Genomic DNA, 26,003 nt, shown 5'->3' with positions numbered 1-26,003 from the left:
CGGGAATGGTCCCGATGCAACCGAAGGAGAACTACCATGGCCACCACGATCGCAAACCTCACCACCAAGGCCGACGGCTCGATGGAAGGCGTCTTTGCCACGCTCCGGGTCAATGCCCCGATCACCCTCATTCCGAACACCAACAAGTCGCGCGAGGACGCCCCCGACTACCGGATCGTCAACAAGCGCACGGGCTTCGAGATCGGAGCCGGCTGGCACCGCATCTCCCAGCGTTCGGGCGAGGAATACCTCTCGGTCAAGCTGGAAGCCCCCGAGATCGGCGTCATCTTCGGCAACCTCGCTCCGGCCCCGGGTGGCGAGGAAAACAAGAAGGTCATCCTCTGGAACAACCCCCAGTGAGGCATCGGTGGCCGGCCCCTCGAGGGGCCGGCTCCCACCGGCAAAAAGGAGGTTGCAATGAGCCGCCACACCATCACTGTCACTGGTACCACCGGAAAAGTCCGCTCGGATCCAGACGCTGTCATCGGCTACGACCCGCCACTTCGAACCTACTTCCTTCAAGCGTTCCCGCACGAAGAAACCGACGAGCCCGGTCTTTGGCTCGGCACCCACGATCGCGCTTTCGAAACGCTTGAGGATCTTCACCGCGCTGCCATCTCACACGGCTACGACTTCATGCCGCTGTCGCCCAAACTGGCCGCAAAGCTGGTCGACGACAAAGCGGCAGCCTGCGGGCGTCCGGTGCGAGACACAATCTTCGGCCAGGTGCTGAAACACCTCAACCAACCCAAGTAGGCAACACGTCCCAGGGCCGCGACGGAGTGTTCCGTCGCGGCCTTTTTTTTGCACGTTGCAAAAGAGCCACGAACATCACCCGCTACAGCAAGAGACAGCGACTCCAAACCGCCGATTATTCCTTCGGCAGTTTGTGCTTATGAATGCGGATATAGTCCTGGACAGCCTTTCGCAGCAGTTCGGTCATGCTGTGCCCATTGCTGATCGCCAGCAATTTGAACTGGCGCTGCTCCACGGCCGTCAGATAGTACCCGCAGCGAACCATTTCCTCCTCGCGAATCTTCTTTCCGGCGATGGGGTCCTTTTTCTGGCCCTGTCGCAGCAGCTTGCGGAAATCGGGCCCGACTGCCGGGGACGGCTTTGTCGGTTCCTGCACCTGTGGCGGAGCTTGCTCCTTGGTCCCTGACGTCTCCACCTTCGGTGTGATGAACATGCTCGGCAGCGCCGGCGGCTGCGTGGAAATCGCCTTCATCATGCGGGCTTTCTTGTCGTCAGCGGGTTTCGTCGCGGTTTCTTCACTCATGCCGCATTCCTTGTGGCTTCGATGAAAGTTTGCAGAAGGTCGTCGAAGACTCCTTCGCTCTCGGCAACTGCCTTCGCATCGGGCACCGCGGGGCTGTAAAGGGTCTGCCCGGTCTGTAGGTCGCGGTAGGCAACACGATTGTGCAGGACGTGTTCTGCAATCGGCGTGCCGTTGGCCTGGATGATGGAGCGCAGTTCGATCAGGGCTCGTGCCCTGCCATCGATGATGGTCTGCTTGGTCAGCACGAAGACCGCAGGCAGCGGTCTGCCTCGGCTCTCGACCGCCAGCGGAATGTAGTGGTCGGTGATCTGGATGGCGGCGGTCACATCGTCGAGGGCAAAATAGACCGGCACGACTACGATATCGGCCGCGAAGAGCCCGGCCATGAGGTTGTCATTCGTGGTGCCTTCCGTATCGATCAATACGACGGAGCGCTCGCCGTTGTGAATAACGGCGGCGTCGAGGATTTCCTGCGGGGTCATCGCGCTTACCAGCTGGAGCCTGTCAGGACGGTTGCCAGCGTCGCCCAGCATCTGGAACCAGCGGTTCATGTTCTGCCGCCGATCGCCATCTATAAGACTGACCGAATAACCCCGATGCAGCGCGACGGATGCGAGGGTGCGTAGCAGCGTTGATTTGCCAGTGCCGCCCTTGGGGATCGCAGCGGTGATGATCATGGTGGCCTCCTTCCGGCGCTACGCTGTCTCCATGTATCCATGTTAACAAGTCATCATGGACACATGAGATGATGTCACGGTCGAAACATGGTGACATAGTCAACGGGCCGAACCGGTTTGGCAACCCAAGCGCGCATCATAAAGACTCGATCGCAGGCGCAATTTTTGCGCGCTGCTATCTTCAGTGATCAGCGGATCCGGTGGGCCGATACCCGTCTGCGAACGGCTCGGATGTCTCCATGTTAACATGGAGACAAGTCTTCAACGCAACATGGACACATCACAACAAATCACGGTGGAAACATTGCGACGTTGCGCGCCGGCGGTCTGGAGTTGAAAACTGGGCTAGCGGCGTGGAGGGACGTCCGCTCTTTCTATTGGCAGGATAGCCTATTTTGTGATACACACAAAATAGGCGGCGCGGCCCTGGCGGGCCTTAGCGCCCGCAAGCGGGCTTGAGAGATGGATGCAGACGCCCAGAAACCAGCGGTGAAGAGCGCGTCAGGACGCTATGGCGAGGTGACGCACATCCGGTTTTCGGCTGACGAGCTGGTCGGCCTCAAAGCCGTTGCCGGGCGGGACGGCGTAACCGTCAGCGAGGTCGTCCGGCGTCTGGTGCGGGCAGAGGCGGGGCACCTGCCTGTTGCATCAGAGGCGTTGCGACCGGCGATCGTGGACATGACCGATCAGCTGCGGCGCGTTGGCATAAATTTCAATCAGGCCGTGCGCGCCATGAACGACGGCCGAGTTGCCCAGGATGAGGATCTTGAGCAGGCGCTGATCGCCGTGGGCGACCTCGTGCGGCAGTTTCGCGAGGAACTGAAGGCGATGACCGTCGGGTCCCGCAAGGCGAGGAAGGCCAAGCCATGAGCGGTCGTCTTGCTGGCTACGCGGCCGAGATCGAACGCTATCTGCGGGGCGCTGCCGGCGTGAAGCGTGAGGAGATGGACGACGACAAGTTCCTGGCGGGGGCCCGACGCGAGGCCGGCGAATTCCAGGCAATGAAGAGCTCTCAGCGGACCCTTGGCGGCGGACGGCTGGGCCAAGGACAAGCCGGGTCGACAATAGCAGGCGGCAGGAACGCCCCTCGTTCGTCGCCGGCAGGGACAGGAGTGATGGGGAGCTCCGTCTCCAGCGGGACTCCGAAGTTCATAGCTGCGAGCTCGCCCAAGGCCGCTAGCGCGTCGATCATGGTCTATGGCGCCACGCTCGCGGGTTTCCGGCCGGAAGAGGAGGAAGATTGGAAGCGGCGCGGCGGCGGCGGTGGCGGCGGCCGTGGTGGGGGTCGTCTAAGCGGTACAGGACGAGCGGCGCGGGCGGTCTATCAGGCGCGGGCCGTGGCGGCACGGGCAGGCTATGCGGCGGGCGCGCAGCCTGCTGTGTTCAAGGTTATGCCCAATCCGCCATCGACCAAGGAAGCCGCCGCCCGGCTGCTCAATTACATCGGAAAGCGCGAGGACGAAAAAGGCGAGAAACACGACATCGAGATCTTTGACGAGCACGGGCAGATCCTTGCGACAGGCGGCGCACGAAAAGCGTTCCTGGAGACGTTTTGCCAGACGTTCGAACCGCCCCTGGAAAACACCAATTTCCTGGAGGTTCGTTTCGAGCTCGCCGGCGAGGTCACCGATGCCGCCTTGAGCGAGGCGCTGAACAAGGCCTTCGGTTCAAAACCTTTCATCTATGCGCAGGATGGACAGACGGTGCAGGTTTACGCGCACACCGATGAGCGGGCCGGACCGCTTGCAAGAGTCCTGGCCGGCGGTCGGGAAAATTCGCGGAGCAAGGCGCCCGACAAGATAGAGGTGCGCTTGTCTGAAGCCATGGGCGCGGCGGGGGTGGTCGCCAAGGCAGAGGTAACGGCGGCCGTCAGCCGTGAGCCCAAAGCGAAATACTTTTTGCAGAAGTTCATCCGCACCCACAGCCAGGTCCGCCACGCAAATGGTGAGCCTGTCCTTGGGGCGAAGAATGCCACGAAGGCGGCGGCTTCAGTCTACGAACAATGGCGCCCGCAGTTTTCGGGGCGTGAGCGCCGAAACGCCTATCACCTACTTTTCTCGGCAAGAGCCGGCACCGATGCCAACGCCGTCATGGCCGCGGCGCGCGCCGTGCTCGAGGAGCACGCGCCAGGATACAAGTTCGTCCTGGCGCATCACAAGGACACCAAGCACGTCCATATCCATGCGATGGTGCAGGCAAGGTCAGCCGACGGCGAGCGCCTGAAATTCTACAAGCCAGATCTGGCCGCCTGGCGCGAGACATTTGCGGAAAAGGCACGCGAGAACGGCATTGCGATGGTGGCGACGCGGCGCATGGACCATGCGATGACGCGGCCCTTCACGAAGGAGCACGCCGGGGCCTACAGCCGCGCCCAGAGCGATCCGCGCTACCGGGTCAGCGCCAGGACGATCGAGCGAGTGGAGGCCAAACGGCAACGCCGTTTGGATGGACAATCTCTTGTCGTAAACGGCGAAGCAATAGCTGCCGCATGGCAAAAGACTGTGACGACGATGCGGACGGCGGGCGTAGTCGGTCAGGCTCTCACGGCAGCGGAGTCGATCGGCAACAATGTTCTGCGGTTCCGTCGCGATCGAGCAGGGGAGGGGCAGCCAGGTCCTGCCGCGGGTCGCGGAGCTGATCAAACGGGTCAGAAGTCTTTCCTGTCCCATCCCGGTATGAGAGAATTAAATGCACTGATAGGAGATTTGGATATGGCGCAAACCCCCTTGGAAATGCGGCGTCAGATGGCCCGCGTCAATCAGGCTCTCGACAATATCCGCGAAACGCTGCCGCCGGCGCAAAAAGGGCAGTTCGAACAGTATCGTGACGAGGTCAACGACAAGATGCACGACCGTCTCGCACGGCTGCAATTCGAGCGGCAGCAACAGCGTCGGGGTGGTGGCGGTGGCGAGCCGATCCCCGAGCGCGAGGCGCGAGGACGAGACCTTCCAACCCGGGACGATCCCCGCCAGCCGGAGCAGCCGCGCACCGGCACCGAGCAGGAGAGAGCCAAGCAGAAGGATGCCAAAAAGGAGAAAGCTCAGCAGGCTGAAGAGCAGGACAAAAAGACGCAGCGCTCGAACGACAATGATTACGAGCGCTGAGCAAGGGCCAACCTAGCGTCCTCGCGCGGTGGTCTATCAAAACGACGGATTCGTCACAGAACAATCAGGCTGTATGGCAGTAATGCCATCTCGGCCGTAGAAGCTGCATCTATCGCTCCCCGAGAGCTGACATTGCCAGTGAACACCCTGGGAGGTCGCTGTTTCACAGAAGCAGACGAAGTGGAAACCCATCGGGAGCGTCGGGTCATATCGCTCGATGAGAGCTCCCTGAAGAAGGGCCATATCACCCGGGCTTAATTCGCGACCCAAAGACTTTTGAGTTCGTGCCCGACTGCCCAGTTGGCGGACGTATCCGCATCACACTTTGACTCATATGGATTGCGAACCATCTTGACTCGTTGTCGACAACGGCACCAAACACGAAGCATTCGTCCTTGTACTGCCCGCGCTGCGCGCTTGACATTTTCACGGTCGTCTTAACAAAGATTCCGTTCAAGTTTCGGCCGCTCCAACTGACGGTACCGTAGTCCTGAATTTCCGAGATCACGTCCATGGCTTTCCAGTCGTCGCGGGAGAGACCTGCGTTCCACATGGCGAACTCAGGAAACAGACCTTCAACGTTAATCCCTGGCCCCGTACTGGCCTTGTCCGCAGTGCCTAGAACCGTCCTCTTCAATCCGTCCGAGAAGATGTTCAGAAGGGCGGTCGGTTCTGGAATTGATGGGCTGCTGAAGCCCTACGGGATGCGGGGCTTCTATGATGAGGGTCATGGCGACAGGCATCAAGCGCCAGCACGAGCCGCCGCGGATCGTCCGCGATCCGCTATCGGCCGACCGTACCGGGATGACCTTCGCCCTGAAAAGAGGCGTTAATGGGCCACCATCAGCCATGGTCTCCAGGCTAGCCGCCCGGTTTTCTTCCGGCAACCATGGTTTCTCACTGAGGACGTATGACACAGCTTTATCTTGGCGTAGTAAGATCGCACGTGATAAGCGCGTTTCATAACAAGGTCGACGAGCTATGAGTTTTGGCGGCACTAATCTCGATCAAGGACACGCGTATAATCGCAGGCTCGTCCTCGAGGCTATCCGGGTGCATGGCGCTCTCTCCCGAGCCGAACTGACGAGATTGACAGGTCTGGCGCCCCAAACGATATCGAACATCTCAGCCGCCTTGACTGAGGTCGGGCTTGTCGTCGCGGAACGCCGGTCGGGCAACGGTCGCGGGCAACCTCCAGCCGACCTGCGCCTCAATCCGAAAGGGGGTTACGCCTTTGGCGTTTCCATTGACAATCGAAGGATTTTCACCGTTTTGGTCGATATCGCCGGCAACCTGTTGGACGAATTAGAAGACCGGCTCTACGATACGTCGCCAGAGTCTGTTCTGCCGCGAATAGCCTCTTCCATAACAACGCTGCGCAAGCAGACACCTCTTCCCGTTGACCGTATCCTCGGAGCGGGCATTGCCATGACCGGGCTGACGACACATGGAAATTTCGTCGGTCTTGCCTTCGATGATTTTACATCGCACTGGTATGGCTTTCCATTCGAACGCCAGTTGGAGCCGATGCTCGGTATCCCGATATTTACCGACAACGATGCGCGGGCTGCCGCGATCGGTGAAGCTTTCTATGGCAAAGGGCGCAAGTTTCGTGACTTCGTTTATATCTATTTCGGTGTCGGTATTGGGGGCAGCATAATCAATTCAGGGCAGCCTTTTCGCGGCAGCCGAGGAAGAGCAAGCGAATTCGGCCACATGATTGTGGAAGCGGGCGGAAGGTTGTGCTCGTGCGGAAATCGCGGCTGCCTTGAGCAATATACCTCAATGGTGTCGGCTCTTCGGGCTATCGAACACCGCGCCGACAACGCCAATACGCAGGAGGCACTCCTACGCGCTTTCGATGACGGCGATCCTAGGATTTTGCATTGGATCGATTCGGCGGCAATTCATCTGACGACGGCGATTATCAATCTGGAGAATATATTCGATCCCGAGACAATCCTGCTTGGTGGGATCATTCCCGAGCCTCTTCTTGATGCAATCATGGCGCGGATCGAGCCTTTGCCGCGCAGTGTCGCGAGCCGTCGGGAAGATGGGGCGTCGCGCATCGTAAAATCGAGCATCGGCCCCGCCATCCCTGCGTTGGGCGCTGCTTCACTGGCTCTTTTCGATGCGACTAGCGCAAGCTTCTCGCTTCTCTTCAAGAAGAATGTCGTTTCGAGCGTACCCGCCGCAATTGACCGGTTTCAGCCCGCGAGCGTGGCCCGGCCATAGTTATTAAGAACTGATTGGACCGATGCTGCTATCAGTCGGCGTGCGGTGGGCTGCACCGTGCCTTCCACATCCACGTAGTACCTGGCAAGGAATTGGCTGATCAGTGTCTGTAGCAACAACGAATCTCCAAACCGTTCCAATAGCGCATATCCATACGGGCGCGTCCGGCAGCGGCCAGTAATAGCGAATGCGATCGCTGTAACTAAAGTGCCGCTGCACGCGCTCGTGTTCATCCGAACCGTGGTAGTAAGGCGCTACTTCACGGCGCCCAGCGCCAGCCCGCCGACAATCTGCCTCTGCAGAAGCAGGAAAATGGCGGCAATCGGAACGGTGGTGACCAGCGTTGCGGCCATCACCTCGTTCCAGTCGACTGGAGCGCACCCCTTTTTGACCGGACAGTTGGCATAGCCGATAAGGCATAGGCATACGCCTATGAGTACGACTATGTCCAAAGCCTCCGATGTCCCGTTCAGCCGGGTAGAAGTCATTACCTCAGTGCAACGCCGCCGCCGCTGGTCGGTGGCCGAGAAGGTCAGGCTGGTTGAAGAAGCCATGCAGCCTGGCATGAGCGTTTCCTATATTGCCCGGCGCGTGGGCATTTCTCCCTCCCAGCTCTTTGCCTGGAAACGCCGCATGCTCGAAGGCGGTCATGCCGCTGTGGAAGCCGACGAAGACGTTGTGGCGGCCTCCAGGGTCCGTGAACTCGAGAAACGCGTCCGCGATCTCGAGCGTATGCTCGGCCGCAAGACCATGGAGAACGAAATCCTCAAGGAAGCCATCGAGGTCGCTCGCCCAAAAAAACACACCTTGCCCTTGGTGTCCTGGAACGATCCCGAGGACGGTTCCCGATGAGCGTCATTGCCAGAACCTTGGGTGTCGCCCGCTCCAACCTGATCGAGCGCGCCGCTACGTCGGCTGTCCCGCGTGGTCCCTATCGCAAGCCAGACGATGCCGAACTGCTGGCCGAGATCAGGTCGATCATCGACAAGCGTCCGACCTACGGCTATCGGCGCGTCACCGCATTGGTCAATCGGCAACGCCGACTTGTTAGCGAGCCGACGGTCAATGCCAAGCGAGTGTTGCGGGTCATGCGCCAGCACCATCTGACGCTGCAGCGTCACACGGCTCACCGTCCGGGACGAACCCATGACGGTGTCGTCGTAGCCTTGCGATCCAACGTCCGCTGGTGCTCGGACCATCTGGAGATCCGGGCTCGCGATGGCCAGGTGGTCAGGGTGCTGTTTGTCATCGATGCCTGTGATCGCGAAATAATCGGCTGGTTGGCCGTGGCCAATGCCGGGATCGCGGCCGAAATGGTGTGCGATCTCATGATCACATCGGTCGAGCGCCGTTTCGGCAGCACCAGAACAGCCCATCGGGTGGAATGGCTCTCCGACAACGGCAGTGCCTATATCGCCCGCCAGACCGCCCAAACCGCCGCCGCCCTCGGGCTGACCCTGCTCTTCACGCCGGTTCGGAGTCCGCAGAGCAACGGAATGTCCGAGTCCTTCGTCAAAACCCTCAAACGTGACTACGCCGCGACCCACATCCTGCCCGATACAGACACCATCCTCGCCTTGCTACCGGACTGGTTCGAGGACTATTGTGAATCCCATCCGCACTCAGGACTGAACTTCAAATCGCCCCGTGAGTTCATCCGCCTCAGTGCCTAAAACCCAACCGCCGGCTGTCCGGTGAAACGGGGTCCACTCCATCGACGTGGTAGGTGCCGCTGACCAGATAGAAGAGCTTCATCGTAGCTGTGAGCTTCTCGGGAGTACGGAGCAGCGTGAAGGCAAGGATAAAATCAGTCCAAGCCGCAATGAACGTGAAGATGGCGGTCACCCCTATTGCGGGCATGGCCAACGGGAGAAAAATGCGCCAAAGAACGGCAAACCAATTCGCACCGTCGATATGCGCTGCTTCCTCGATCTCACGTGGAATTGTCTCGAAATAGGATTGTAGCATCCAGACCGCAAACGCCACGCTGAAGCCGGAATACGCCATTATAAGGGAGAGATGATCATTGACCAAGCCTTGTGCTGCCATCATGCGAAAAATGCCAATAATTAGAACCACCGGCGAGATCATTTGGGTGAGCAGCAGAAACAGACGCAACGGTCCTTTTCCAGGCAAGTTCGAGCGGACCATTGCATAGGCCGCCGGAATTGCGAGAGCGAGCGTGAGAACGGTCGCTCCCACGCTGACGTAGAGGCTGTTCATCAAGGCGCGCGCAAAGTCGATCTTGTTCCATATGACTGTGAAATTGGAAAAGTCGATATTTTGTGGCAGCCACTGCGGCGGGAAGGTAAAGACCTCCGACGCCGGCTTCAGCGCGGTAGAAAGCATGACCACGTAAGGCAGGAGAATAAGGACGAGCAGAGGCGACAGAAGCAGCCAATACAAGATTGTTCGTTGCGCTCGCGTCACGGCCGTCCTCCTCACCAAGCCTGCTCGCGGATTGCGAAGCGCGCGTAAAGCACGCAGAATACCAGCAGAAAAGCCAGCATCATCAGCGACATGGCCGAGGCTTCGGCCATCTGTCCGTACTGGAAAGCAACCTTGTAGACATAGGTGACCAGGATGTCGGTGCTGTTCGCAGGGCCTCCTTGGGTAAGGATCCAGATGATCCCGAAGCTATTGAAGGCGTAGATGACATTGAGCACGATCGCAATGTTGATGAACGGCCTGATCAGAGGCAGCGTCATATAGCGGAACGTGGACAGCGGTCCTGCTCCGTCGATGTGCGCGGCGTCGAAAATCTCGCTGGGCTGAGAGGAGAATGCCCCAAGAAAGATGACGACCGTTAACGGCAACGCAGCAAGAATGCCAATGAGGATGGCGACGGGGAAGGCCACTTCACCCGTGGCGAGAAACTCGACCGGCTGATCGACCAACCTAAATTTAATCAGCAATGCGTTGAGCATGCCGAACTGCCCGTTGAGCGTCCAGCGCCAGACGATTCCCGTTATAGTCGCCGACACGGCCCACGGCAGCAGAACAATCAGACGCGCGAGGCTGCGTCCTGCAAAATCCTGGCTGAGGATCAGCGCTACGGGGATGGAGACAAGAATGGTGCCGCCCGTGACACAAACCGTCCAGATAACCGTCCGCCAGAAGCTGGCCCAGAAAAGAGGGTCGTCGAGGACCTGAGAAAAGTTCAAGTAGCCGATGAAGGTTCCCACCTGCCCGAAGCGATTGACGTGATGCACCGACATGCGCGCCAGATCGACCATCGGATAGCCGATGATCCAAAGAGTTAACGCAAGGCTCGGCACCAGCATGGCCAATGGCAGGAGCAGGCGGGAACGCGACATGGTCCATCCGTTATTGCTGGGCGATCAAGCCGTTAATTTCGGTAGCTGCGGACTTGAGTGCGCTCTTGGCGTCGGCCTGGCCAAGATAGACCTTCTGCAGTGCCGATGTGGTGGTCGCCACGACCTTTTCCCATTGCGGCAGAGGAGGTGCGAACTTAGCAATAGGCAGCATGTCTGCGAATGTCTTGATCGACGCATCGTTGGCGAGCCGGGGGTCTTTCATCGTCTCCTTCAGCGCCGGTAGTTGGCCTTCCGTCAAGGTCAGTTCCATGTGCGTCTCAGGCGAGAAAACGCCCTCTTCGATGAACTGCCAAGCGATGGCCTTGTTCTGGCTCGAGTTGAACAGCATTACGCTGTCGGTGCCGGCCCAGGTTGCATGCTTCGTTCCTGCCGGGGTCTCCGCCAAGCCGTAATTCAGGTTTGGCGCTTCCGTCGCGATCTGACCGCGCAGCCACGGTCCAGTGATGATGGCGCCAACACGACCCTGCTTGAAGAGAGTTTCGACATCTTGCCGGTTCGAGCCCGTCGGGCTTGGTTGGCTGAGCCCAGCATCGATGAAGGATTTGTAAAGTTCGGTCGCCTTGATACCGGCATCGCTCGCTATGCCGGACTTGCCGTCCTGGACGATCTCACCGCCGTATGCCCAGAAAGGATAATACCAATAGGTATCAGTTTCGATCTCCTTGCCTTGGATCCCGAACCCGTACGCACCACCACCATTTGTCTTGATCTTCTCCGAGGCGGCTTTTAGTTCGTCCCATGTCTTCGGAACAGCGGCGACGCCTGCCTTCTGATAAAGGTCCTTGTTGTAATAGAGAGCGCGGGTTGAGGCACCGATCGGCAGGATAAAAGTCTTTCCGCCGATGATGCCGGGCGCGAGAAGATTCTCGTAAAAGCGACTGCGAAATTCTGGCTTGATGTAGTCGTCGAGCGGCGCGGCGATGCCGTTTTGGACATAGTCCATAATCCAACGGGTGGCAATAATCGACACATCCGGGGCTGTCCCGCCTGCGATGTCAGTCGCAAGTCGCTGCTGGAGATTGTCCCAGCTGACGTCTTCGACATTGACATGGACATCGGGATGAGCAGCCTCAAAGCGCGCTGCCGCGTGCTGGAAGGTGGGTAGCGTGTGGTCGCGTAATGTGCGACTATGACGTGGAGTTCGGTTTTCGCCGAGGCAGAGAAGACTACCGCGCTCGTCGCCAAGGCGGACATTCCAATCAACGAGATGATGCGCATTCTTGTCATGGCTTTACCCTCTGTTGGTGGGATGAGCGCTCGCCCGCTCATTTGTAGATGCTCTTCGATGCGAAGACCGAATAGAGCTGCGGATAGCGCGCCGTATCGATCGGTGCGCCGCGCGCAGCAGCGAGATCGTGTGCGAGGAGCTGCAGGGGGATGACGCCCAACACCGCTCTCACCGCTTCATCATCATTGGGAGGCAGCACGAGGTCGAACAGACCGCAGTCACCCGCAACCTCCTGGTCGGCAGCAATACCGACAAAGGCCGTGCCGATCAGCTTTGCGCCCTCGACGAGGGCCTTAAGCCGATGAGGCTGGCCGATTTTATCTGCCGCAAGTACAATGCCAGTGGTTGCACCGATACCATTGTACGGGCCGTGCATCATCTCCTCCAATTCCTTGGCGATGACCGGCATCTTTGCGACTTCCAGAATTTTCAGGGCGCCTTCCAATGCCGCAGGAACCTGACTGCCGGCGCCGACGATAAAGAGCGCGTCAGCGTCGCGAAACCTCTGCGCGGCCTTGGCGACGACTGAACGGCTGCTTTCGATCGTCTCCGCCACGGCTGCGGGCAATCCCTGATATCGTGCCCGCAAGGCGGCATCAGCGTCGGAATCCGCATGAATCGCGATGCGCCGTCCGAGCAGAACGGCCGCGAAGGCGGTTGTGGTGAAGCCTTTCGTCTTGCCCATATTGGTTTCCGGCCCGGTATGCGTCTCGACGATGAAGTTGGCCTCGAGCGAGATTGGCGCCTTTGGGTGGGCGGTCACGACCGCAGTGAGAGCGCCGGCGTCGTTCGCGTGTCTGACGCCTTCCAGAAGGATTAGGGATGCGCCGCTCTGAGAGATGGCCAGCATCATGACCTCCGGCCCGAGCCCGCCAGATCCTGGTTCTTCAAGAAATTCGAGAGAGCTTATCGCCTCGCAGTCGATGCCGAGTTCCCGTTCCCACGAGCGGGAGGCGATCATGGCGGCAAAAAGAGATGTGCCAGATCCGACCATCCAGACCTTGCGAACTTTACGGGCTCGGAATGCGGCCACCAATGCTTCTGCCCGGAGTCCTGCAGCGAGCAGCCGTTTGAACGCTTCGGGCTGTTCGAGAATCGATTTCAGCATCTGTGTGGACATGGCTGCGGCTCCAGGACTAGACGTTGGCTTCGAGGGCGAGAGCGGCGGCGCCCACCAGGCCCGTAAAGGGAGCCGTGCGGGAAAGTTCGATTTCCGTCAGCCCCTTGAGGGTATGGGGAAGCGCATGTGCGGCTACGGCACGGCGGACCCAGTTGGTTGAGGCGGGATCGCTGGTGAACATCCCGCCGCACAGCACGACCGCGGCAGGATTGAGAAGATTGACCAGTTGAATAAGGCTAAGTGCGAGATATCCGTGTTCCTTCCTGGCCGGCGGCTCAATACGCGGCAGATAGGCGGGCACCGTCTCGGCGCCAGCGCGTACCTCGTGTATCAATCTCTCTGTGCAGCCGCTCAGCCCGCAATGACACAGCGTGGTCCTACTCTGGTCCGAGCTAATGTGACCGTTCTCACCGGCGTGGTTGCTGGCGCCGCGATGGAGCTTGCCATTGAACACCATGCCTGTGGCGAGGCCTGTGCCCGCATTGAACACGACGAAGTCCCTGTGCGATCGCCCGGCTCCGAAGTGGATTTCACCGATCGTCGCCGCGTGTACGTCGTTCTCGACAAGGACAGGCAATCCAGTCGCGTCCGACAGCGCCTGAGCGATCGGGACGTCGCCAATGTTCATATTCATGGACTGGACCAGTACCCCGTTCACCCGATCGATGTAGCCGGTGGTTCCTATACCGATGCTGCGTGGGCCATGGCCCGCTTCGGCCGTGATGATCCTGGCAACTTCGACAAGATCTGCGAGGAGATGTTGGCGACGCGTGGGAACCCTGTGCTCGAACAGGACCTCGCCCCGGCGCGAAACCAGTCCACCGAGAATCTTGGTGCCGCCAATGTCGATGCCGAGCAAAGGCGCTTCGGCAGCAGATTCATTCATGAGGGAAGACTCGTCTAACGTCATTGAAAGCTGGCCCGCTTCTTGGTTTGCGGATCGAAAAATTGGATTCGCAATGGATCGAAGGCGACATGGATGGAATCGCCAGGAGCGATCGAGAGGCGCTTGTGAACGACAATCACTAAATCCAACGGGCCGACGCTCGCCCGGATCAGTGTTTCAGCCCCTTGCATTTCAACGAGACGTGCAAAAGCATGCATCCCACTATCGCTCAGGTGGATGTGCTCGGGACGAACCCCGCAAAGCATTTCGGCACCGGCGGGAAGTGGCGCATGTATGGCCAATGCCGTCCCGTCAGATAGCTTAATCGAGCCATTTTCTCCGATCGTGACAGGGAAGATGTTCATTGACGGCGAGCCGATGAAGCTGGCCACGAATGTGTTTTCTGGATGGTCATAAAGATCGAGGGGCGCTCCTGTCTGCTCGATCTTTCCATCGCGCATGACGACGATCTTGTCTGACATCGTCATCGCCTCGACCTGATCGTGCGTCACATAGATGGTGGTCGCACCGAGCCGATTGTGGAGCTCCCGAATCTCAGCGCGCATGTGCACACGAAGCTCGGCATCGAGATTAGATAGCGGCTCATCGAAGAGGAAAACCTTTGGATTGCGAACGATCGCGCGCCCCATGGCGACACGCTGACGTTGTCCGCCTGACAATTCGCGCGGATAGCGTTCAAGCAAGCCTTCAATACCCAACGATGCGACCGCCGCACTGAGGAGTTGCTGGGCTTCCGCAGCGGGTACCCGCCGCATCAGGAGTGAGAAGCCGAGATTCTCGCGCACAGTCATGTGAGGATAAAGCGCGTAGTTTTGGAAAACGAAGGCGATATTGTCAACCGCGGAGTAAAATCAGGCCACGCGGCGGTGTAAAACCAGGCCACGTTCGGCGCGCGCATAAGAGCGCCGGGAGGGCGTAGCCCGAGCGGGGGTCTCATGCGTGCGCGGCGATCTTTTGAGAGGGGTTTCAGCCGGCCTTTCGGGCGCGACTTTGCGCGAGACGCTAGCTGTCGCCATTCATCTCGAGAATGTTGACGTGGTGGGTGATGCGGTCGAGCAGCGCGCCGGTCAGACGCTCGGACCCCAGGGTTTCCGTCCATTCGTCAAACGGAAGATTGCTGGTGATCAGGGTGGCACCCCGTTCGTAGCGTTGCGAGATCAGCTCGAACAGCAATTCCGCGCCGGTTTTGGAGAGCGGCACGAAGCCCAGCTCATCGATGATGAGAAGCTGGCAGGCTGCCATCTGCTTCTGGAAACGGAGCAGACGCCGCTCGTCGCGCGCCTCCATCATCTCGCTGACCAGCGCGGCGGCAGTGGTGAAGCCGACGGACAGGCCCTTCTGGCATGCAGCCAAGCCGAGGCCGAGCGCCACATGGGTCTTTCCCGTGCCGCTGGGACCAAGCGCAATGACGTTCTCGCGACGCTCGATCCACTCGCAACGCGCCAGTTCCAGCACCTGCATCTTGTTGAGCTTCGGGATGGCGGTGAAGTCGAAGCTGTCCAGGCTTTTGACGACCGGGAACTTTGCCGCCTTGATGCGGCGCTCGACCTTGCGGCGATCCCGTTCGATCATCTCCCTTTCGGAAAGCCGGGTGAGGTATCCGACATGATCGATGCCCTCGGTGGCGCATAGTCGAGCCAGCTTCTGGTACTCGCGCTGGAAGGTCGGAAGCTTGAGGGTTTTGAGATAATGGGAGAGCAGGATCTCGGGCATGTCAGTGCTCATGCCGCTTCCTCCCCATGCGCGGAAAGCAGTCGCATATACGCCTTCGCCGATGTCGTCTCGACCGTCGCCCTCGGCAGGTATGGGTAGATGGACAGGTCCAGTCGCGGCGGCCGGCGCTCCACCCGGCACAGGATCAGATGCTTGACCGCGTCGAAGCCGATTGCTCCGAGTTGAAGGGCCTGCTTCACTGCCGCATGCAGGTCCGCAAGCTCGAAGCTCTCCAGCAGGCGAAGAACCTGCACGTATTCACGCCGGCCATGTTTTGCCATGCGGCCTTCCATCAAGCGGCGCAGCGTGGCGAACTCTTCGGGCAGGTTCCAGCCCTGGAGAGGCGCTGCCTGATCCAGCGCATTGATCTTCTGTTCGATCAGCGGCAGGTAATGGAGTGGGTCGAAGACGACGTCTTCCCGCTCCCAGCTCCGCGTATGGCGGGCGATGATCTCGCCGCGGCAGCCGATCACCACCTCGTCGACATAACCCCGGACCCATACGTCCTGATGGCCGTAGGCGACCGGGACGGAATAGTCGTTGGTCTTGTAACGCACGAGCGACTGGGCCGTTACCTTGGCGCTGGCCTGATCACAGGCATCGAAGGGCGAGGCCGGCAACGCGCGCATCGCGGCCAGATCGCGCTGTAGCCGTTCCCCGATTGTCTCGTTCTCGCCGCGCAGCCTGTCGCGCTGGCGCTTGCGGCATTGTTCTTCAAGCCAGGCGTTGAACATCTCCCATGTCGCAAACTGCGGGATCGGCACCATGAAGTTGCGACGGGCATAGCCGACAAGCCCCTCGACGTTCCCCTTGTCGTTGCCTTTGCCCGGACGGCCATAGCGATCCCGGATCAGGTAGTGGGATAGGAAGCCGCTGAACAGCGTGGCCCGCTTGCGGGTGCCGTCGGGCAGGATCTTGGCCACAAGGCACCGGTCGTTGTCGTAGACGATCGACTGCGGCACGGCCCCGAAGAAGGCGAACGCATGGATGTGGCCATCGACCCAGGCCTCCGACACTGCCGCCGGATAGGCCCGTACATAGCAGCCGTCGCTATGCGGCAGATCCAACACGAAGAAGTGCGCCTTCCGCTCCACACCACCGATCACCACCATCGCCTCGCCGAAATCGGCCTGCGCATGCCCTGGCGGATGCGCCAGCGGCACGAACACCTCCTGGCGACGCTGATCCCGCTCGCGCATGTAATCCTTGATGATCGTATAGCCGCCGGTGAATCCGCACTCGTCACGAAGACGGTCGAACACCCGCTTGGCCGTATGGCGCTGCTTGCGCGGCACCTTCATGTCCTCATCAAGCCAGTGATCGATCGTCGAAACAAACGCATCCAGCTTGGGCCGCCGGATCGGGGACTGACGCTGATAGCCGGGCGGCGTCGAATACGACATCATCTTGGCCACGCTATCGCGCGATATGTTGAAATGCTTTGCAGCCTGACGCCGGCTCATTCCTTCAGAACAAGCCAGCCGAACCTTCAGATATAATTCCACGGTGTAGATCCCCAACCCTCCTGCCGTCGTTGCAGAAGGAAAATAGGTGGACGACTTTTACGCCGCCCGAAGCGGGACGATCCCGCCGCTACCGTGGACTAATTTTGCACCGCCGCTCTCAGACTTTCCTGTTTGAGCTTCGTGACCGGCGCAGGGTCGCGGAACTGGCGGAAGCGAACGATCGGCTGGAACTCCTGGCGCGTACCGATCCACTCACCGGCATCGCCAACCGGCGCTGGATGACGGAAACGCTCGACCACCTATGGGTTGGTGGCAGAAAATGCCCCGACGGTGCCGCCATGCTGATGTGCGACATTGACGACTTCAAGAAGCTGAACGACCACCTCGGCCATGCCGAGGGAGATCGCTGTCTGGTCGAGGTCGCCAGGATCATCCAGGAAAACGTGAGGCGAGATCGCGATCATGTAGCCCGCTACGGCGGCGAAGAATTCCTCGTACTCCTGCCCGCAGTGGATGAGGAAGGGGCCGTCTCTGTGGCCGAGAGAATTCGCAAGAGTGTCGAGGACGCCGGTTTGCCCAACCCTGCATCCCGCGTGTCGCGCCGCGTCACACTCAGCATTGGAGTTGCAGTTCAGACGACTGACGAGGCCATCTCACCGGAGCAGTTACAGCGTCACGCGGATACCGCCCTCTATCTTGCCAAGCAAACTGGCCGCAACCGGGTGATGCTTAACAGGCCGGAGGCCTCCGGGCGCAAACACATTCAGTCGACACGGTGATGCGGTCGAGCAGGTCCGCGACGCGATAGCTGGACCGACGCCGTAGACCATCATCACATCGGCCGAGCGACAATAGCGGCGAACTTTGCCGCGACTACATTCCGCTTTCGCAAGCATGTTGTGCCGGGTCGCCTTGCCCGGCATGTCGGCAGCAGCTATTGATCGTAGAGCCTTGGCGGGAGGCTCGACACCAATGATCGACGAAGACCGCGAACCGATGAACCGATGACCAATGTTAAGGCTGACGGGCATCGGCGTCGCAACAAGGCTTTCAGAAGCCGCAGCTCGATCGGAATCCGGATGCTGAGCATCGATGCTGGTGCCCTTTACGTCGCGGTGAGCATTTGACGATGCCGAAGCGATCATTAATGCGATGAATAGCTATCTTTTCACCGCCGCCGCCAACGCCGGACGACACCAGGAAGGGAAGAGTATGCCGAAAAAGCCGCCCCACAAGCCCACGGGCATGAAGGTCGGGATGCTGACCGATGGCGGCGCCACGGTCGGAATTCTCACCTTTGAAACTTCGACGGGGGACGTTGACGTCGCGCTGAACCTTGAGGCCGTCGGCGTGTTGAGCAGGGCCATAAACACGATCGAGTTGCAGCTCCGCCGTGAGATGCCAAAACGGCGATAGTCAGTTTCTGGGTCGGCATCGTGATGAACAATCGCGTCCAGCATCGTAGATGCTCTTCGTGTCTCCGCTATCTCGTTGATGCAGATGTCGAGAGCTTTGGCGTCTGCAAAAGTTTTTTCAATCAGCTCGCGGCCGGATGACCTCTGCTGCGGCGGCCTGTGGCACTGTTCGACAGCCACTGATAAAAGTTCGTCTCGCGTGTACTGATGGCCCCATAAGCCTCGAACGCCAATTCCGTTCCGCACGGTTTCGCGATCAAAGGTATTTTGTTGCCAAGTTCCATGGCTACACGATAGCTGTCTTTGTCGATTTTGGCGGCTTTGATGTTGGTCATTTCGGCAGAATAGGAAATTTTTGCGGGCCTGCAAGCTGTCGGCTTTGCTTCGCAACCAAGCTCTCCGACGCTCGTTGACCATACGCTGGTTGATCCCAGCGACTCCAGAACCTGCCCGCTGCCACCTTTACGGTAGCGGGCTTTTTTGCATGGAGGTGGAACCTCGGTGACGCACCGGAGTTCTGCCGGAGCCTGTTTCCCTCAAGCAGGTCATGACGATGACACCAGGCCCGTCTCGGTCCCGCGCACCCGAGGCGGGCTTTCCTTTGTTGGGCGGCGTTCATGCGCTTCTTTTTTGTTTGCGGCATGGAACAGGTTGCTTCGATTGACGTTCTGCCGGAGCCTGTTCCTCTCACAGGTGCGCTTGGTCGAATGGCCCGTCTCGGCTCACGCCGGGGCGGGTTTTTTGCGTTTTGGAACTATTTTAGCGAAAACTGATTGAATTTCGTTTTTGCGAGTCAGTTCATGCGTTTGAAGTTCATCGAGCCATTGATGCCTACCCTTGTGGAGAAGCCGCCGGAGGGTGAAGACTGGATTCATGAGGTCAAGTTCGACGGCTACCGCTCGCAGCTCGTCATCGACGAGGACGGCACCAGGATCTACACCCGTAACGGGCATGACTGGACGGCGAAATATCGCGACCTGGTGAAGGAGGCGGCAAGCCTCGGCGCCGAAAGCGCGATCGTCGACGGCGAGATCATTGTGCTCAACGACAAGGGCCTGTCCGACTTCGCGGAACTGCGCAAGGCGATCACCCGCCGGCAGCACGACCTGTACTTTGTCGCGTTCGATCTCCTGCACCTCAATGGCCACGATCTGCGCGATATGGCCCTGGAAGATCGGCGCGAGATCCTTGCCGGCATGATAGAGCCTGGCGGGCGTATCCAGTTCAGCGAGCCGCTGCCTGGGAACGCGGCCAGCATCTTCCATCTCGTCGACAAGGCGGGGCTTGAAGGAGTGGTGTCAAAAATACGCAGCAGCAAGTACCGCAGCGGCCCATCGACCAACTGGCTGAAGGCGAAATGCTATTCGGTGGACGAATATGATCTGCTCGGCGTAGAGCGTGAGCCCGGCAAGCCAGCGTTCGCGCTGATGGCCGATCGCAAAACTGGTCGGTATGTCGGCTCTGCTTTCATCAACTCCAGCCGCGCGATCCGAGAGCGCTTGTGGAAGAGGGTTCAAGAACATCCTTGGCCAGCACCTGAAGGCATGAAGCGACCGGCGACGAAATGGGTCAAGCCCGGGCTGGTCGGTCGGGTGAAGGCATTTGCGCGGCGAGGAAGATCTGCGCCATGCTTCCCTGCAGGATTTTCGAGAGGAGGATTAGCATGCCTATCAGACGAAAAGCCATGGATGCCGGGATTTTTGATTCTGCCGAATTGGCCTTGTTGGGGCGGGTTTTCGCGCAGATGAAAACCCCTAGTCAATCAGCCGAGTCTCAGAGCAGGCTGGCGTCTCGGATCATCGCTAATTATATGGCCGGGGTCGTCGACGAAGCCGAGTTGGTTTTGCTTTCTAAGCAGCCGTTAGGCCGTTAGATCGCCAAGGAACCAAACGCCATTTTCGAGCTTGTGGTGCATGAGCACGCGCGGCATTAACTTCTTGCAGCAGTGGATTGCCAACAATGTCCCCGGGACGGTTGGCGCCGATGTAATATCGGTTGCGGAACTCACTCAAAAACTGTTCGCCGATGCCAAGGCATGTGGGATCAGCATCACCGAAATCGAGGAAGCGACGGGCAGCGTCTACGAGGTCGTTCTAGACGCGATCGTCTATCATGACGCTGGCGCTCCTGAATAAATCTCAGGAACCAACCGAGCCGTCCGGCGCGTCGGCTGGTACTTCGCGCGCTCGGGAAAACCAAGCTCGCTCGACCTCGGCACCGGCCTCTCTCGCCGATTCGGCATAGCCGCGTGTCTGGCCCTCGGCGGCCGCCAATCCCTTTCCGTGCGCCGTCAATGTCCAGAACCATTTCCCCTTGGTAGGGCCGTTTTCGAACGTGTAAATCCTGCCAACGGTGCCGCCCTTCATGCGCCTATCGATCGCCACGAAATCGTTCTCGTGGTCGATCCACGTCTTGGCCCACTTCAGTTTCAAATCGGTCGGCAAAATTTGTGAGCCTTAGTGTAAGGGCCAGTCACAGGTACCGCTCACCGTCCGCCCGATGTTCGAAGCAGAACCAATGCGAAATTTGGCGCGGCTTCGCGAAGCCCCAACCGCCAATCTTCCCGCAGCCGGAACGTTCGCAGAAATGGTCCAAGGTTGCGACACGGTCTCGAGGAGCGGGCGTCATGCCTTCGGCAAGCCTAGCGGGCTCATCACTCATCAGTGGCGGGCGCCAGGCTTCTTTTTACTCTCCCTCAGATAGATATCAGTCTGGTGGCGTATCGCATCTGAAAGCGACAATGCCAGATCGAGGTCTTCGGGATAGTTTGCCAAGATCCACGCCGCCGTCAATTCGGCGATCGCTTGCTTTTGGCTGACATCGGACAGCCCGCGGAATTGCTTGCCCATCTTGTTCACCGCCCGGTGAATGGCGGGCAGCTCACGCCTTACCGTGGCGTAAATCTCAGGCTGTTCTGACTCGGTCGCGATCATCATCGGTTTCATGGATGCGTCTCCAATTTGTCCACAGTGAACGAAAAGAGAACAGAAGAGTCAATACCCCTTGATCACGTGGCCGAAAGGTGCGCGTTGATGCATGCCCAAAATGGAGGGCGGGTGGCCGTCTCCCGTATTCTCGATGCACGCAAGCACTTGGCGGCACGGGATCCGGCGCAAAACAACGACTACAACAAAAAGCCCGACACGGTTTTGAAGACCGGCCGGGCAGGTGATATGGGGTGCTGGCGGGACTGCCAACGACAAATTGTGGCACACAGCCAATTCAGATTCAATGGTGCCGCTGCTTAATCGGTGAAATGAAAGACGTCCGCCAGCCCGCTCGGTCTGTGATCGCGGGAAGCTGCTATCGCCGGTTCCTAAAACGCAATCAGTCCTCTCGACTGTAGGAGGTAGAGAACTCCAAGCCCCACAGCGATCAGGGCAACCCACATCGTCAAACGGCTCATACAAAAATCCTCGCCGGGAAAGCAAAGTTGGCCGGCGCCCCTCGATGATGGGAGGTTGCCTGAAAAGGCGCCGGCCTGGCGGGATTTGGGTCCGCCGCGCATTAGCGATAGCTGATTCTAGACGGCGCGTCATTCGATCGAGTGACAGGCACTGGCGCTAGTCTCTGCGGCTGGTGTGTTCCTGTTGTGTTCTTAGCGGGAATCGTATATGTTGTGTCTCTGGGCATATCATACCCAACCAATGGTGGTTGGGGTGTGCCACTAAAGGAGACCGCAATATGGCGAAGGACAGACTGTTTGTAGAACGGAGGGAGCAGGGTGACTACGCTGTGCGGAGGCCCAACTCAGAACGCGCCAGTGCAGTGCTTCCAACACAGAAGGAGGCTATTGAGCGCGCTCGCGAGCTAAATCCAGGCACTCAGCCGCTTGTGGAGCGCGTGCGCTATACCGATGTCGGCAAACCGGACAAGTGGCGGAAACCTTAAGCCCCATCGCGGCCAGGTTTCTTCTTTTTGCGTGTCAACTTCATGAGGCTCTGGCGAAGCTGATAGTCGGATAACGACGGCGTAACCTTCAGGCGCCGCGGCTTCTCCGGCACCAGTCGCATCGCGTCCCTAATGCCTTCGACGTCCGCATCGGTGAATGTCATCACGCGACCGTTGATCATGCAGAGCCCATACTTCCGAGCTAACTTCGCCACACCACGATTTGTCATGCGGAAATGGTCAGGTGTGGATCTCAGCGAGGGGTATTTTTAGCTTTGTTTCGCTTCCGCCACTGCCCCAATCTTTCCTCTCCGTCGGGCTTTGCGATGGCGATGCCCGCAGTTATGCCGAAATAGGCGTCATAGAATCGCTTGACCAAGGGTACGGCGCGAGCTTCGTGCAGGGGATCTACGGCAGGAAAGCCGCTTTTCTCCAACGACGGCAGAACAGCCTTCCGCCAGTAGTCAGCCTTCGTCTTGCCGACAATTGCTGTGGCGATTTCTAGATCGGTTGGAAACAGCGGCAAACGATCGAGGGCGGCGTTGGTCATGGTCTTTGGCTCGTTCATGATTGCCGATGGATTCCACGCGCCAATCATGTCGTCAACGCATTGTTATAAATAGGCGTTTTCGCCTTTTTTCCGCTGTGGAAAAGGCAAACGGGCATATTCGCATTATGTCCGCAGCTTTACGCCTGTACCATTGATGAACTCGACGCCGGCCGTCTCGAGGGCGGTGCGGATGGCGGCTTTTGCATCTTCCGAGATGGTCTTCCGGCGTTGTTTCTCAAAATCGACAATCGTCGAAAGGCTTAGACGAGACGCGCTAGCTAGTCCCAGTTGCGTCCAATCAAGAAGGGCGCGGGCGGCTCGGCATTGCGGAGGTGTCATTTCTATCGACATTTTCTGTTGACGCGTGCTTGCGTCTTTCGTATCAACATATTCGGTTGATGAGTCAAACGCAACGAGGAGCCAAGCATGAACACACACACAGTTAACGAGATCGAGAACCGCAGAATCTACCAGGGCGCTGCGGTGATGCGCCTGGACGAGCGTGGGCGGCCAGTGCGTGTGATAATGCAATTCACCAACACGCCTGATGCCGAGACGTTCTTGGCAGACATCTACGCCGCAGGGACGAGCGCTGAATTCGAGGTCTACGAGAGTTGGTCGTATCCTGTCACGTGAACGCAGTTTCGCGTTGACGGCAGACAAGGCCCGCCTCGTGCGGGCTTTTTACTGTATGGTGATGGTGCCGCTATTGCGCGACAGAGCGGCAGCCGTCCGGCCGGTCTGTTGAAGTTGAGCCTTCGCAGGCTGGCCGGGCGGCACTTTCATGTGGAGTCTGGTGATTGGGGCGCAGCCGCCGTGTTCAACGACAATTCCTACCTAGCGCTGGGTTTTGTGCTATAATGGGACGCCGCCGCCCCCTCCGGCGGCACGCCGCTCGAGAGATCAGGCAACTTCTACCCCAACCTGACGGGCGGCAGCCGCTCGCCCGGCGATTCTGAGCCCCCCTCACGTTGGGCGGGCGGCACTCTCAGTGCAGGGTCTACCGACTGGGCCTCGGCGGCCGGGTTCGCGGAAACGGTACTATTGGCGATGGTGCCTTCTGGAATTCAGCGGCAGCAATTTCTTCGATTAAGACGTCAAGCTTCGCGCGGACGCTGCGACTTGTCTCGTCGTCCCCGCACAGCCTGTTTTGCACGCATTCCAGCAATTCGCGCGCTGCGGCGAAGTCGCTTTGCATGGCAGCACCCATTGATTCGACGCGGGCAACATAGTCGGCGCACTTTGTTTCGTGATTGCTAATATGCGCAGGAACAGTTTAACGGATTGGTCAAGAGAGCGGATGCGCGGCAAGGCGTTCCGAAAGCGGGGAGAAAAAGCGGGGAGGGCTGTAGGCGGTTTATGGAAAATCTAGCGATTACAACGCATTAAGCGTGGTAAGTGGCTCCCCGGGCCGGAGATGCCCACGCTCGCGCTTGCGCGAAGCGCGGTCGATGCGGGGTTTGCGCTTGAACTCGATTGAGACCTCGGCACTGCCCGAAACGCGCGGCAATGTCCTCCGCCGCCATGACGTGTGCGACAAGGTCACGGTAGACAATGACCTATTACCGCATCGGAATGCTAGCCTACCCATCGACTAGATCAGGCAAAGTATCTTCGACGACGCTCAAACTCCTATCGAAAGCCTCGATATCGGATGCGTGGGCCCGGAGAGACCGCATCTTGTTTAGGATCGCCGCAACCGCCGCCTCTTTTTCGGGAGCTATGCGTGTTGTCACTGCTTTGGCCGCCAACGCGGAAAAATCCACGGCGGCATAAGCCGGCACGGCTGCAGCGTTTGTTGTTTTCGGCCGTTCTTTTACGATTGCGCGCCGGCCCGGCGGCGGAGCTATACGGCCTGCCTTTGCGGCAAATGTCGCGCCGCGCCGCAAGCGGGTTTGCATAAGGCCCGAGCGGTACGCGGGTGCTGCCGGCACAATCGTCGGGAGCGCAGGAGATGGAACCGCCGCGGAAGCGTCCAATGCAGGGCTTTTCGTGCGCGAAGCGTCGATCGAGGCGGGCAGGGGCATGGACGCACGTTTGGCGAGCTGGCCGTCGGCGAAATAGAAGTTGCGGGTGCCGAGGATCGGCAGTTCGCCGCGCGGCAAAATGATGACCTTGTTTTTGTCCAGCGTACGGATTTCATCTGGCCGCATCAGGGGCCGCCGCACTACCTTGCGGTGCTCCGAGCGGGTGTAATAAGTGTCGAACAACGTTGCCTTGGTGCGCGTCACGTCCTTCTGCACGTCCGACGTTTCGCCGAGCTGCTCGGAAACGTAGCGCAGATCGTCCGCGTCCTGCGCACCGAAAAAGATCTGCACGCGAGCAGCGTTAATGAGCGTCTTGCGCCCCTCCTGGCGATAGATCTCGTCTACAGCCTTCAGCGACTGCACGAAAAACCACATGGAAACGCCGTTGCCGCCGAGCACGCTCGCCATTTCGGTCACGTTCTCGAGCTTGCCGAGGTTCTGGAACTCGTCGAGCAGCACAAGCACCGAATGCTCGTCCGGACGCGGCATAGTCTCCGACATGAAGTTCATCATCTGCGTGATCAGGACGTTGAACAACGGTCCAAGCGAGGTGATTTGCTCGCGCCGCACGTCGAGATAAAGAGAGATCCGGTCGCGCTTCAGATTGCGAATGTCGAATGTGCTGCGCGAGGTAGCTCGCATCAGGCGCTCGTTGAGAAAGGGGGCCATGCCGGTCCGCACGCCGGCGTAGATTCCGGAAAACTGCCGCTCAGACATTTCGAAGTACGGCAACAGGGTTTGCAGCGTGAAATGCGAGCATTCGCGGCGGCGTTCCTCGCGTAGCGATCCGATAAACTCGAGGAGCGGCTGCTCGGTACCGTTCATGATCTCGAGGATTGTGGCAAAGGTCTTCTTCTCGTTCGGGATCGCAGGCGATTCCATGACGAAGGACGCGATGCCGGTAAAAAGGAGGCGGGCGTCGTTGACCCAATAAGGATCGGCGTTCGAAGGGGGGCGCGGAAACAGAGCCGCAGCGATGTTGCGAAGGTCGATGTCGCGCTGTGCTGAGTCCAGCGAGATGAAGTCCATCGGATTGTAGCATGCGGTATTGCC

Annotated in this window: 26 protein-coding genes and 4 pseudogenes; 12 read left to right on the top strand and 18 right to left on the bottom strand. The window is 59.2% G+C overall.

What is annotated here, in order from left to right:
* Nucleotides 1-36: 36 nt before the first annotated feature.
* Nucleotides 37-360 (top strand): DUF736 domain-containing protein, encoded by a 324-nt coding sequence (locus FFS37_RS34315; protein WP_006205585.1) that lies wholly within the window; start codon nucleotides 37-39, stop codon nucleotides 358-360.
* A gap of 57 nt (nucleotides 361-417) precedes the next feature.
* Entirely contained in the window at nucleotides 418-756 is a 339-nt protein-coding gene (locus FFS37_RS34310) for a hypothetical protein (protein WP_137935346.1), read from the top strand.
* Between the two features lie 115 nt (nucleotides 757-871).
* Here FFS37_RS34310 and FFS37_RS34305 read toward each other — a convergent pair whose 3' ends face one another.
* Together FFS37_RS34305 and FFS37_RS34300 are read right to left on the bottom strand one after the other, a co-directional pair.
* The gene (locus tag FFS37_RS34305) at nucleotides 872-1,279 is read right to left on the bottom strand and encodes a hypothetical protein (protein ID WP_137935345.1); all 408 of its coding nucleotides are present in this window, start codon (nucleotides 1,277-1,279) and stop codon (nucleotides 872-874) included.
* Nucleotides 1,276-1,956: a ParA family protein gene (locus FFS37_RS34300; RefSeq protein WP_137935344.1), complete on the bottom strand. Its 681-nt coding sequence runs from the start codon at nucleotides 1,954-1,956 to the stop codon at nucleotides 1,276-1,278. The genes FFS37_RS34305 and FFS37_RS34300 overlap by 4 nt, the downstream gene beginning before the upstream one ends.
* A gap of 462 nt (nucleotides 1,957-2,418) precedes the next feature.
* On the opposite strand from FFS37_RS34300, the gene FFS37_RS34295 reads away from it, so the two are divergent.
* The 3 genes from FFS37_RS34295 (at nucleotide 2,419) to FFS37_RS34285 (ending at nucleotide 7,295) form a co-directional block, all read left to right on the top strand.
* Complete coding sequence (locus FFS37_RS34295; RefSeq protein WP_137935343.1) at nucleotides 2,419-2,826, top strand: MobC family plasmid mobilization relaxosome protein; 408 nt, start codon at nucleotides 2,419-2,421, stop codon at nucleotides 2,824-2,826.
* Nucleotides 2,823-5,060: a relaxase/mobilization nuclease domain-containing protein gene (locus FFS37_RS34290; protein ID WP_137935342.1), complete on the top strand. Its 2,238-nt coding sequence runs from the start codon at nucleotides 2,823-2,825 to the stop codon at nucleotides 5,058-5,060. The genes FFS37_RS34295 and FFS37_RS34290 overlap by 4 nt, the downstream gene beginning before the upstream one ends.
* Before the next feature lie 981 nt (nucleotides 5,061-6,041).
* Nucleotides 6,042-7,295, top strand: a complete 1,254-nt coding sequence (locus FFS37_RS34285) for an ROK family transcriptional regulator (protein WP_137935341.1) — start codon at nucleotides 6,042-6,044, stop codon at nucleotides 7,293-7,295.
* Nucleotides 7,296-7,298: 3 nt separating this feature from the next.
* On the opposite strand, the pseudogene FFS37_RS36370 reads toward FFS37_RS34285, so the two are convergent.
* A pseudogene (locus FFS37_RS36370) lies at nucleotides 7,299-7,538 on the bottom strand (class II D-tagatose-bisphosphate aldolase non-catalytic subunit); the annotation flags it as partial.
* A gap of 189 nt (nucleotides 7,539-7,727) precedes the next feature.
* On the opposite strand from FFS37_RS36370, the gene FFS37_RS34275 reads away from it, so the two are divergent.
* A protein-coding gene (locus FFS37_RS34275; protein ID WP_408631473.1) for an IS3 family transposase occupies nucleotides 7,728-8,968 on the top strand; the annotation gives its coding sequence in 2 pieces (ribosomal slippage) (nucleotides 7,728-8,088 and nucleotides 8,088-8,968; 1,242 coding nt in all).
* Here the strand turns inward: FFS37_RS34275 and FFS37_RS34270 are convergent.
* From FFS37_RS34270 to istA, 8 genes and pseudogenes are all read right to left on the bottom strand, one after another.
* Complete coding sequence (locus FFS37_RS34270; protein WP_137935339.1) at nucleotides 8,958-9,725, bottom strand: carbohydrate ABC transporter permease; 768 nt, start codon at nucleotides 9,723-9,725, stop codon at nucleotides 8,958-8,960. The genes FFS37_RS34275 and FFS37_RS34270 overlap by 11 nt on opposite strands.
* Before the next feature lie 11 nt (nucleotides 9,726-9,736).
* Nucleotides 9,737-10,612: a carbohydrate ABC transporter permease gene (locus FFS37_RS34265; protein WP_137935338.1), complete on the bottom strand. Its 876-nt coding sequence runs from the start codon at nucleotides 10,610-10,612 to the stop codon at nucleotides 9,737-9,739.
* A 10-nt stretch (nucleotides 10,613-10,622) separates the two neighbouring features.
* Nucleotides 10,623-11,672 (bottom strand): annotated as a pseudogene (locus tag FFS37_RS34260) (extracellular solute-binding protein); the annotation flags it as partial.
* Between the two features lie 226 nt (nucleotides 11,673-11,898).
* Nucleotides 11,899-12,981: an SIS domain-containing protein gene (locus FFS37_RS34255; protein WP_137935336.1), complete on the bottom strand. Its 1,083-nt coding sequence runs from the start codon at nucleotides 12,979-12,981 to the stop codon at nucleotides 11,899-11,901.
* Nucleotides 12,982-12,997: 16 nt separating this feature from the next.
* A complete protein-coding gene (locus FFS37_RS34250) occupies nucleotides 12,998-13,867 on the bottom strand; it encodes an ROK family protein (protein WP_171026544.1) in 870 nt (289 codons plus the stop codon).
* Nucleotides 13,868-13,887: 20 nt separating this feature from the next.
* Complete coding sequence (locus FFS37_RS34245) at nucleotides 13,888-14,718, bottom strand: ABC transporter ATP-binding protein (protein ID WP_269750976.1); 831 nt, start codon at nucleotides 14,716-14,718, stop codon at nucleotides 13,888-13,890.
* Nucleotides 14,719-14,890: 172 nt separating this feature from the next.
* On the bottom strand, nucleotides 14,891-15,613 hold the full coding sequence (istB, locus tag FFS37_RS34240; protein WP_137935333.1) for an IS21-like element helper ATPase IstB: 723 nt from the start codon (nucleotides 15,611-15,613) through the stop codon (nucleotides 14,891-14,893).
* Nucleotides 15,610-17,106, bottom strand: a complete 1,497-nt coding sequence (gene istA / locus FFS37_RS34235; RefSeq protein ID WP_137935332.1) for an IS21 family transposase — start codon at nucleotides 17,104-17,106, stop codon at nucleotides 15,610-15,612. Before istA ends, istB begins: the two co-directional genes overlap by 4 nt.
* Nucleotides 17,107-17,225: 119 nt before the next feature.
* Between istA and FFS37_RS34230 the strand changes: the two are divergent.
* Both FFS37_RS34230 and FFS37_RS34220 read left to right on the top strand, forming a co-directional pair.
* A pseudogene (locus FFS37_RS34230) lies at nucleotides 17,226-17,846 on the top strand (GGDEF domain-containing protein); the annotation flags it as partial.
* 373 nt (nucleotides 17,847-18,219) lie between these two features.
* Nucleotides 18,220-18,483, top strand: coding sequence for a hypothetical protein (locus FFS37_RS34220; protein WP_232375891.1), 264 nt, complete (start codon nucleotides 18,220-18,222; stop codon nucleotides 18,481-18,483).
* A gap of 121 nt (nucleotides 18,484-18,604) precedes the next feature.
* Here FFS37_RS34220 and FFS37_RS34215 read toward each other — a convergent pair whose 3' ends face one another.
* Nucleotides 18,605-18,817 (bottom strand): hypothetical protein, encoded by a 213-nt coding sequence (locus FFS37_RS34215; protein ID WP_137935330.1) that lies wholly within the window; start codon nucleotides 18,815-18,817, stop codon nucleotides 18,605-18,607.
* A 465-nt stretch (nucleotides 18,818-19,282) separates the two neighbouring features.
* On the opposite strand from FFS37_RS34215, the pseudogene FFS37_RS34210 reads away from it, so the two are divergent.
* The 3 genes and pseudogenes from FFS37_RS34210 (at nucleotide 19,283) to FFS37_RS34200 (ending at nucleotide 20,617) form a co-directional block, all read left to right on the top strand.
* Nucleotides 19,283-20,144: pseudogene (locus FFS37_RS34210) on the top strand (ATP-dependent DNA ligase).
* A gap of 1 nt (nucleotide 20,145) precedes the next feature.
* The gene (locus tag FFS37_RS34205; RefSeq protein WP_137935329.1) at nucleotides 20,146-20,355 is read left to right on the top strand and encodes a hypothetical protein; all 210 of its coding nucleotides are present in this window, start codon (nucleotides 20,146-20,148) and stop codon (nucleotides 20,353-20,355) included.
* A gap of 40 nt (nucleotides 20,356-20,395) precedes the next feature.
* Complete coding sequence (locus tag FFS37_RS34200; RefSeq protein ID WP_137935328.1) at nucleotides 20,396-20,617, top strand: DUF768 domain-containing protein; 222 nt, start codon at nucleotides 20,396-20,398, stop codon at nucleotides 20,615-20,617.
* Between the two features lie 3 nt (nucleotides 20,618-20,620).
* Here FFS37_RS34200 and FFS37_RS34195 read toward each other — a convergent pair whose 3' ends face one another.
* Entirely contained in the window at nucleotides 20,621-20,926 is a 306-nt protein-coding gene (locus tag FFS37_RS34195; protein ID WP_137935327.1) for a hypothetical protein, read from the bottom strand.
* Between the two features lie 216 nt (nucleotides 20,927-21,142).
* The gene (locus FFS37_RS34185) at nucleotides 21,143-21,427 is read right to left on the bottom strand and encodes a hypothetical protein (RefSeq protein WP_137935325.1); all 285 of its coding nucleotides are present in this window, start codon (nucleotides 21,425-21,427) and stop codon (nucleotides 21,143-21,145) included.
* 739 nt (nucleotides 21,428-22,166) lie between these two features.
* Between FFS37_RS34185 and FFS37_RS36550 the strand changes: the two genes are divergently transcribed.
* Complete coding sequence (locus tag FFS37_RS36550; protein WP_137935324.1) at nucleotides 22,167-22,373, top strand: DUF2188 domain-containing protein; 207 nt, start codon at nucleotides 22,167-22,169, stop codon at nucleotides 22,371-22,373.
* On the opposite strand, the gene FFS37_RS34175 is transcribed toward FFS37_RS36550, so the two are convergent.
* The 4 genes from FFS37_RS34175 to FFS37_RS34155 form a co-directional block, all read right to left on the bottom strand.
* Entirely contained in the window at nucleotides 22,370-22,555 is a 186-nt protein-coding gene (locus FFS37_RS34175; protein ID WP_137935323.1) for a hypothetical protein, read from the bottom strand. The two genes, FFS37_RS36550 and FFS37_RS34175, sit on opposite strands and share 4 nt — an antisense overlap.
* A 71-nt stretch (nucleotides 22,556-22,626) precedes the next feature.
* Nucleotides 22,627-22,923 carry a hypothetical protein gene (locus FFS37_RS34170; protein WP_137935322.1) on the bottom strand — a complete coding sequence of 99 codons (297 nt, stop codon included), beginning with the start codon at nucleotides 22,921-22,923 and terminating at the stop codon, nucleotides 22,627-22,629.
* 123 nt (nucleotides 22,924-23,046) lie between these two features.
* Nucleotides 23,047-23,586 (bottom strand): helix-turn-helix domain-containing protein, encoded by a 540-nt coding sequence (locus FFS37_RS36600; protein WP_332313434.1) that lies wholly within the window; start codon nucleotides 23,584-23,586, stop codon nucleotides 23,047-23,049.
* Nucleotides 23,587-24,506: 920 nt separating this feature from the next.
* Nucleotides 24,507-26,003, bottom strand: a 1,497-nt coding sequence (locus FFS37_RS34155) for a type IV secretory system conjugative DNA transfer family protein (protein ID WP_137935320.1), incomplete at its 5' end; no start/stop codon positions are given.

Origin of the sequence: Mesorhizobium comanense (genome assembly GCF_005503535.1) — a bacterium.
GTDB lineage: Bacteria > Pseudomonadota > Alphaproteobacteria > Rhizobiales > Rhizobiaceae > Mesorhizobium > Mesorhizobium comanense.
Note: the sequence above shows the minus strand (reverse complement) of the source record. Positions and strands in the feature narration are given on the sequence as shown.

Coding starts and splice junctions, on each gene's coding strand:
- FFS37_RS34170 (WP_137935322.1), bottom strand. CDS start 22,923: ATGACCAACGCCGCCCTCGATCGTTTGCCGCTGTTTCCAACCGATCTA.
- FFS37_RS34300 (WP_137935344.1), bottom strand. CDS start 1,956: ATGATCATCACCGCTGCGATCCCCAAGGGCGGCACTGGCAAATCAACG.
- FFS37_RS34290 (WP_137935342.1), top strand. CDS start 2,823: ATGAGCGGTCGTCTTGCTGGCTACGCGGCCGAGATCGAACGCTATCTG.
- FFS37_RS34200 (WP_137935328.1), top strand. CDS start 20,396: ATGAGCACGCGCGGCATTAACTTCTTGCAGCAGTGGATTGCCAACAAT.
- FFS37_RS34265 (WP_137935338.1), bottom strand. CDS start 10,612: ATGTCGCGTTCCCGCCTGCTCCTGCCATTGGCCATGCTGGTGCCGAGC.
- FFS37_RS34175 (WP_137935323.1), bottom strand. CDS start 22,555: ATGATCAACGGTCGCGTGATGACATTCACCGATGCGGACGTCGAAGGC.
- FFS37_RS34295 (WP_137935343.1), top strand. CDS start 2,419: ATGGATGCAGACGCCCAGAAACCAGCGGTGAAGAGCGCGTCAGGACGC.
- FFS37_RS34220 (WP_232375891.1), top strand. CDS start 18,220: ATGAATAGCTATCTTTTCACCGCCGCCGCCAACGCCGGACGACACCAG.
- FFS37_RS34315 (WP_006205585.1), top strand. CDS start 37: ATGGCCACCACGATCGCAAACCTCACCACCAAGGCCGACGGCTCGATG.
- FFS37_RS34205 (WP_137935329.1), top strand. CDS start 20,146: ATGCCTATCAGACGAAAAGCCATGGATGCCGGGATTTTTGATTCTGCC.
- istB (WP_137935333.1), bottom strand. CDS start 15,613: ATGAGCACTGACATGCCCGAGATCCTGCTCTCCCATTATCTCAAAACC.
- FFS37_RS34285 (WP_137935341.1), top strand. CDS start 6,042: ATGAGTTTTGGCGGCACTAATCTCGATCAAGGACACGCGTATAATCGC.
- FFS37_RS34250 (WP_171026544.1), bottom strand. CDS start 13,867: ATGAATGAATCTGCTGCCGAAGCGCCTTTGCTCGGCATCGACATTGGC.
- FFS37_RS34255 (WP_137935336.1), bottom strand. CDS start 12,981: ATGTCCACACAGATGCTGAAATCGATTCTCGAACAGCCCGAAGCGTTC.
- FFS37_RS34215 (WP_137935330.1), bottom strand. CDS start 18,817: ATGACCAACATCAAAGCCGCCAAAATCGACAAAGACAGCTATCGTGTA.
- FFS37_RS34185 (WP_137935325.1), bottom strand. CDS start 21,427: ATGAAACCGATGATGATCGCGACCGAGTCAGAACAGCCTGAGATTTAC.
- FFS37_RS36550 (WP_137935324.1), top strand. CDS start 22,167: ATGGCGAAGGACAGACTGTTTGTAGAACGGAGGGAGCAGGGTGACTAC.
- FFS37_RS34305 (WP_137935345.1), bottom strand. CDS start 1,279: ATGAGTGAAGAAACCGCGACGAAACCCGCTGACGACAAGAAAGCCCGC.
- FFS37_RS34310 (WP_137935346.1), top strand. CDS start 418: ATGAGCCGCCACACCATCACTGTCACTGGTACCACCGGAAAAGTCCGC.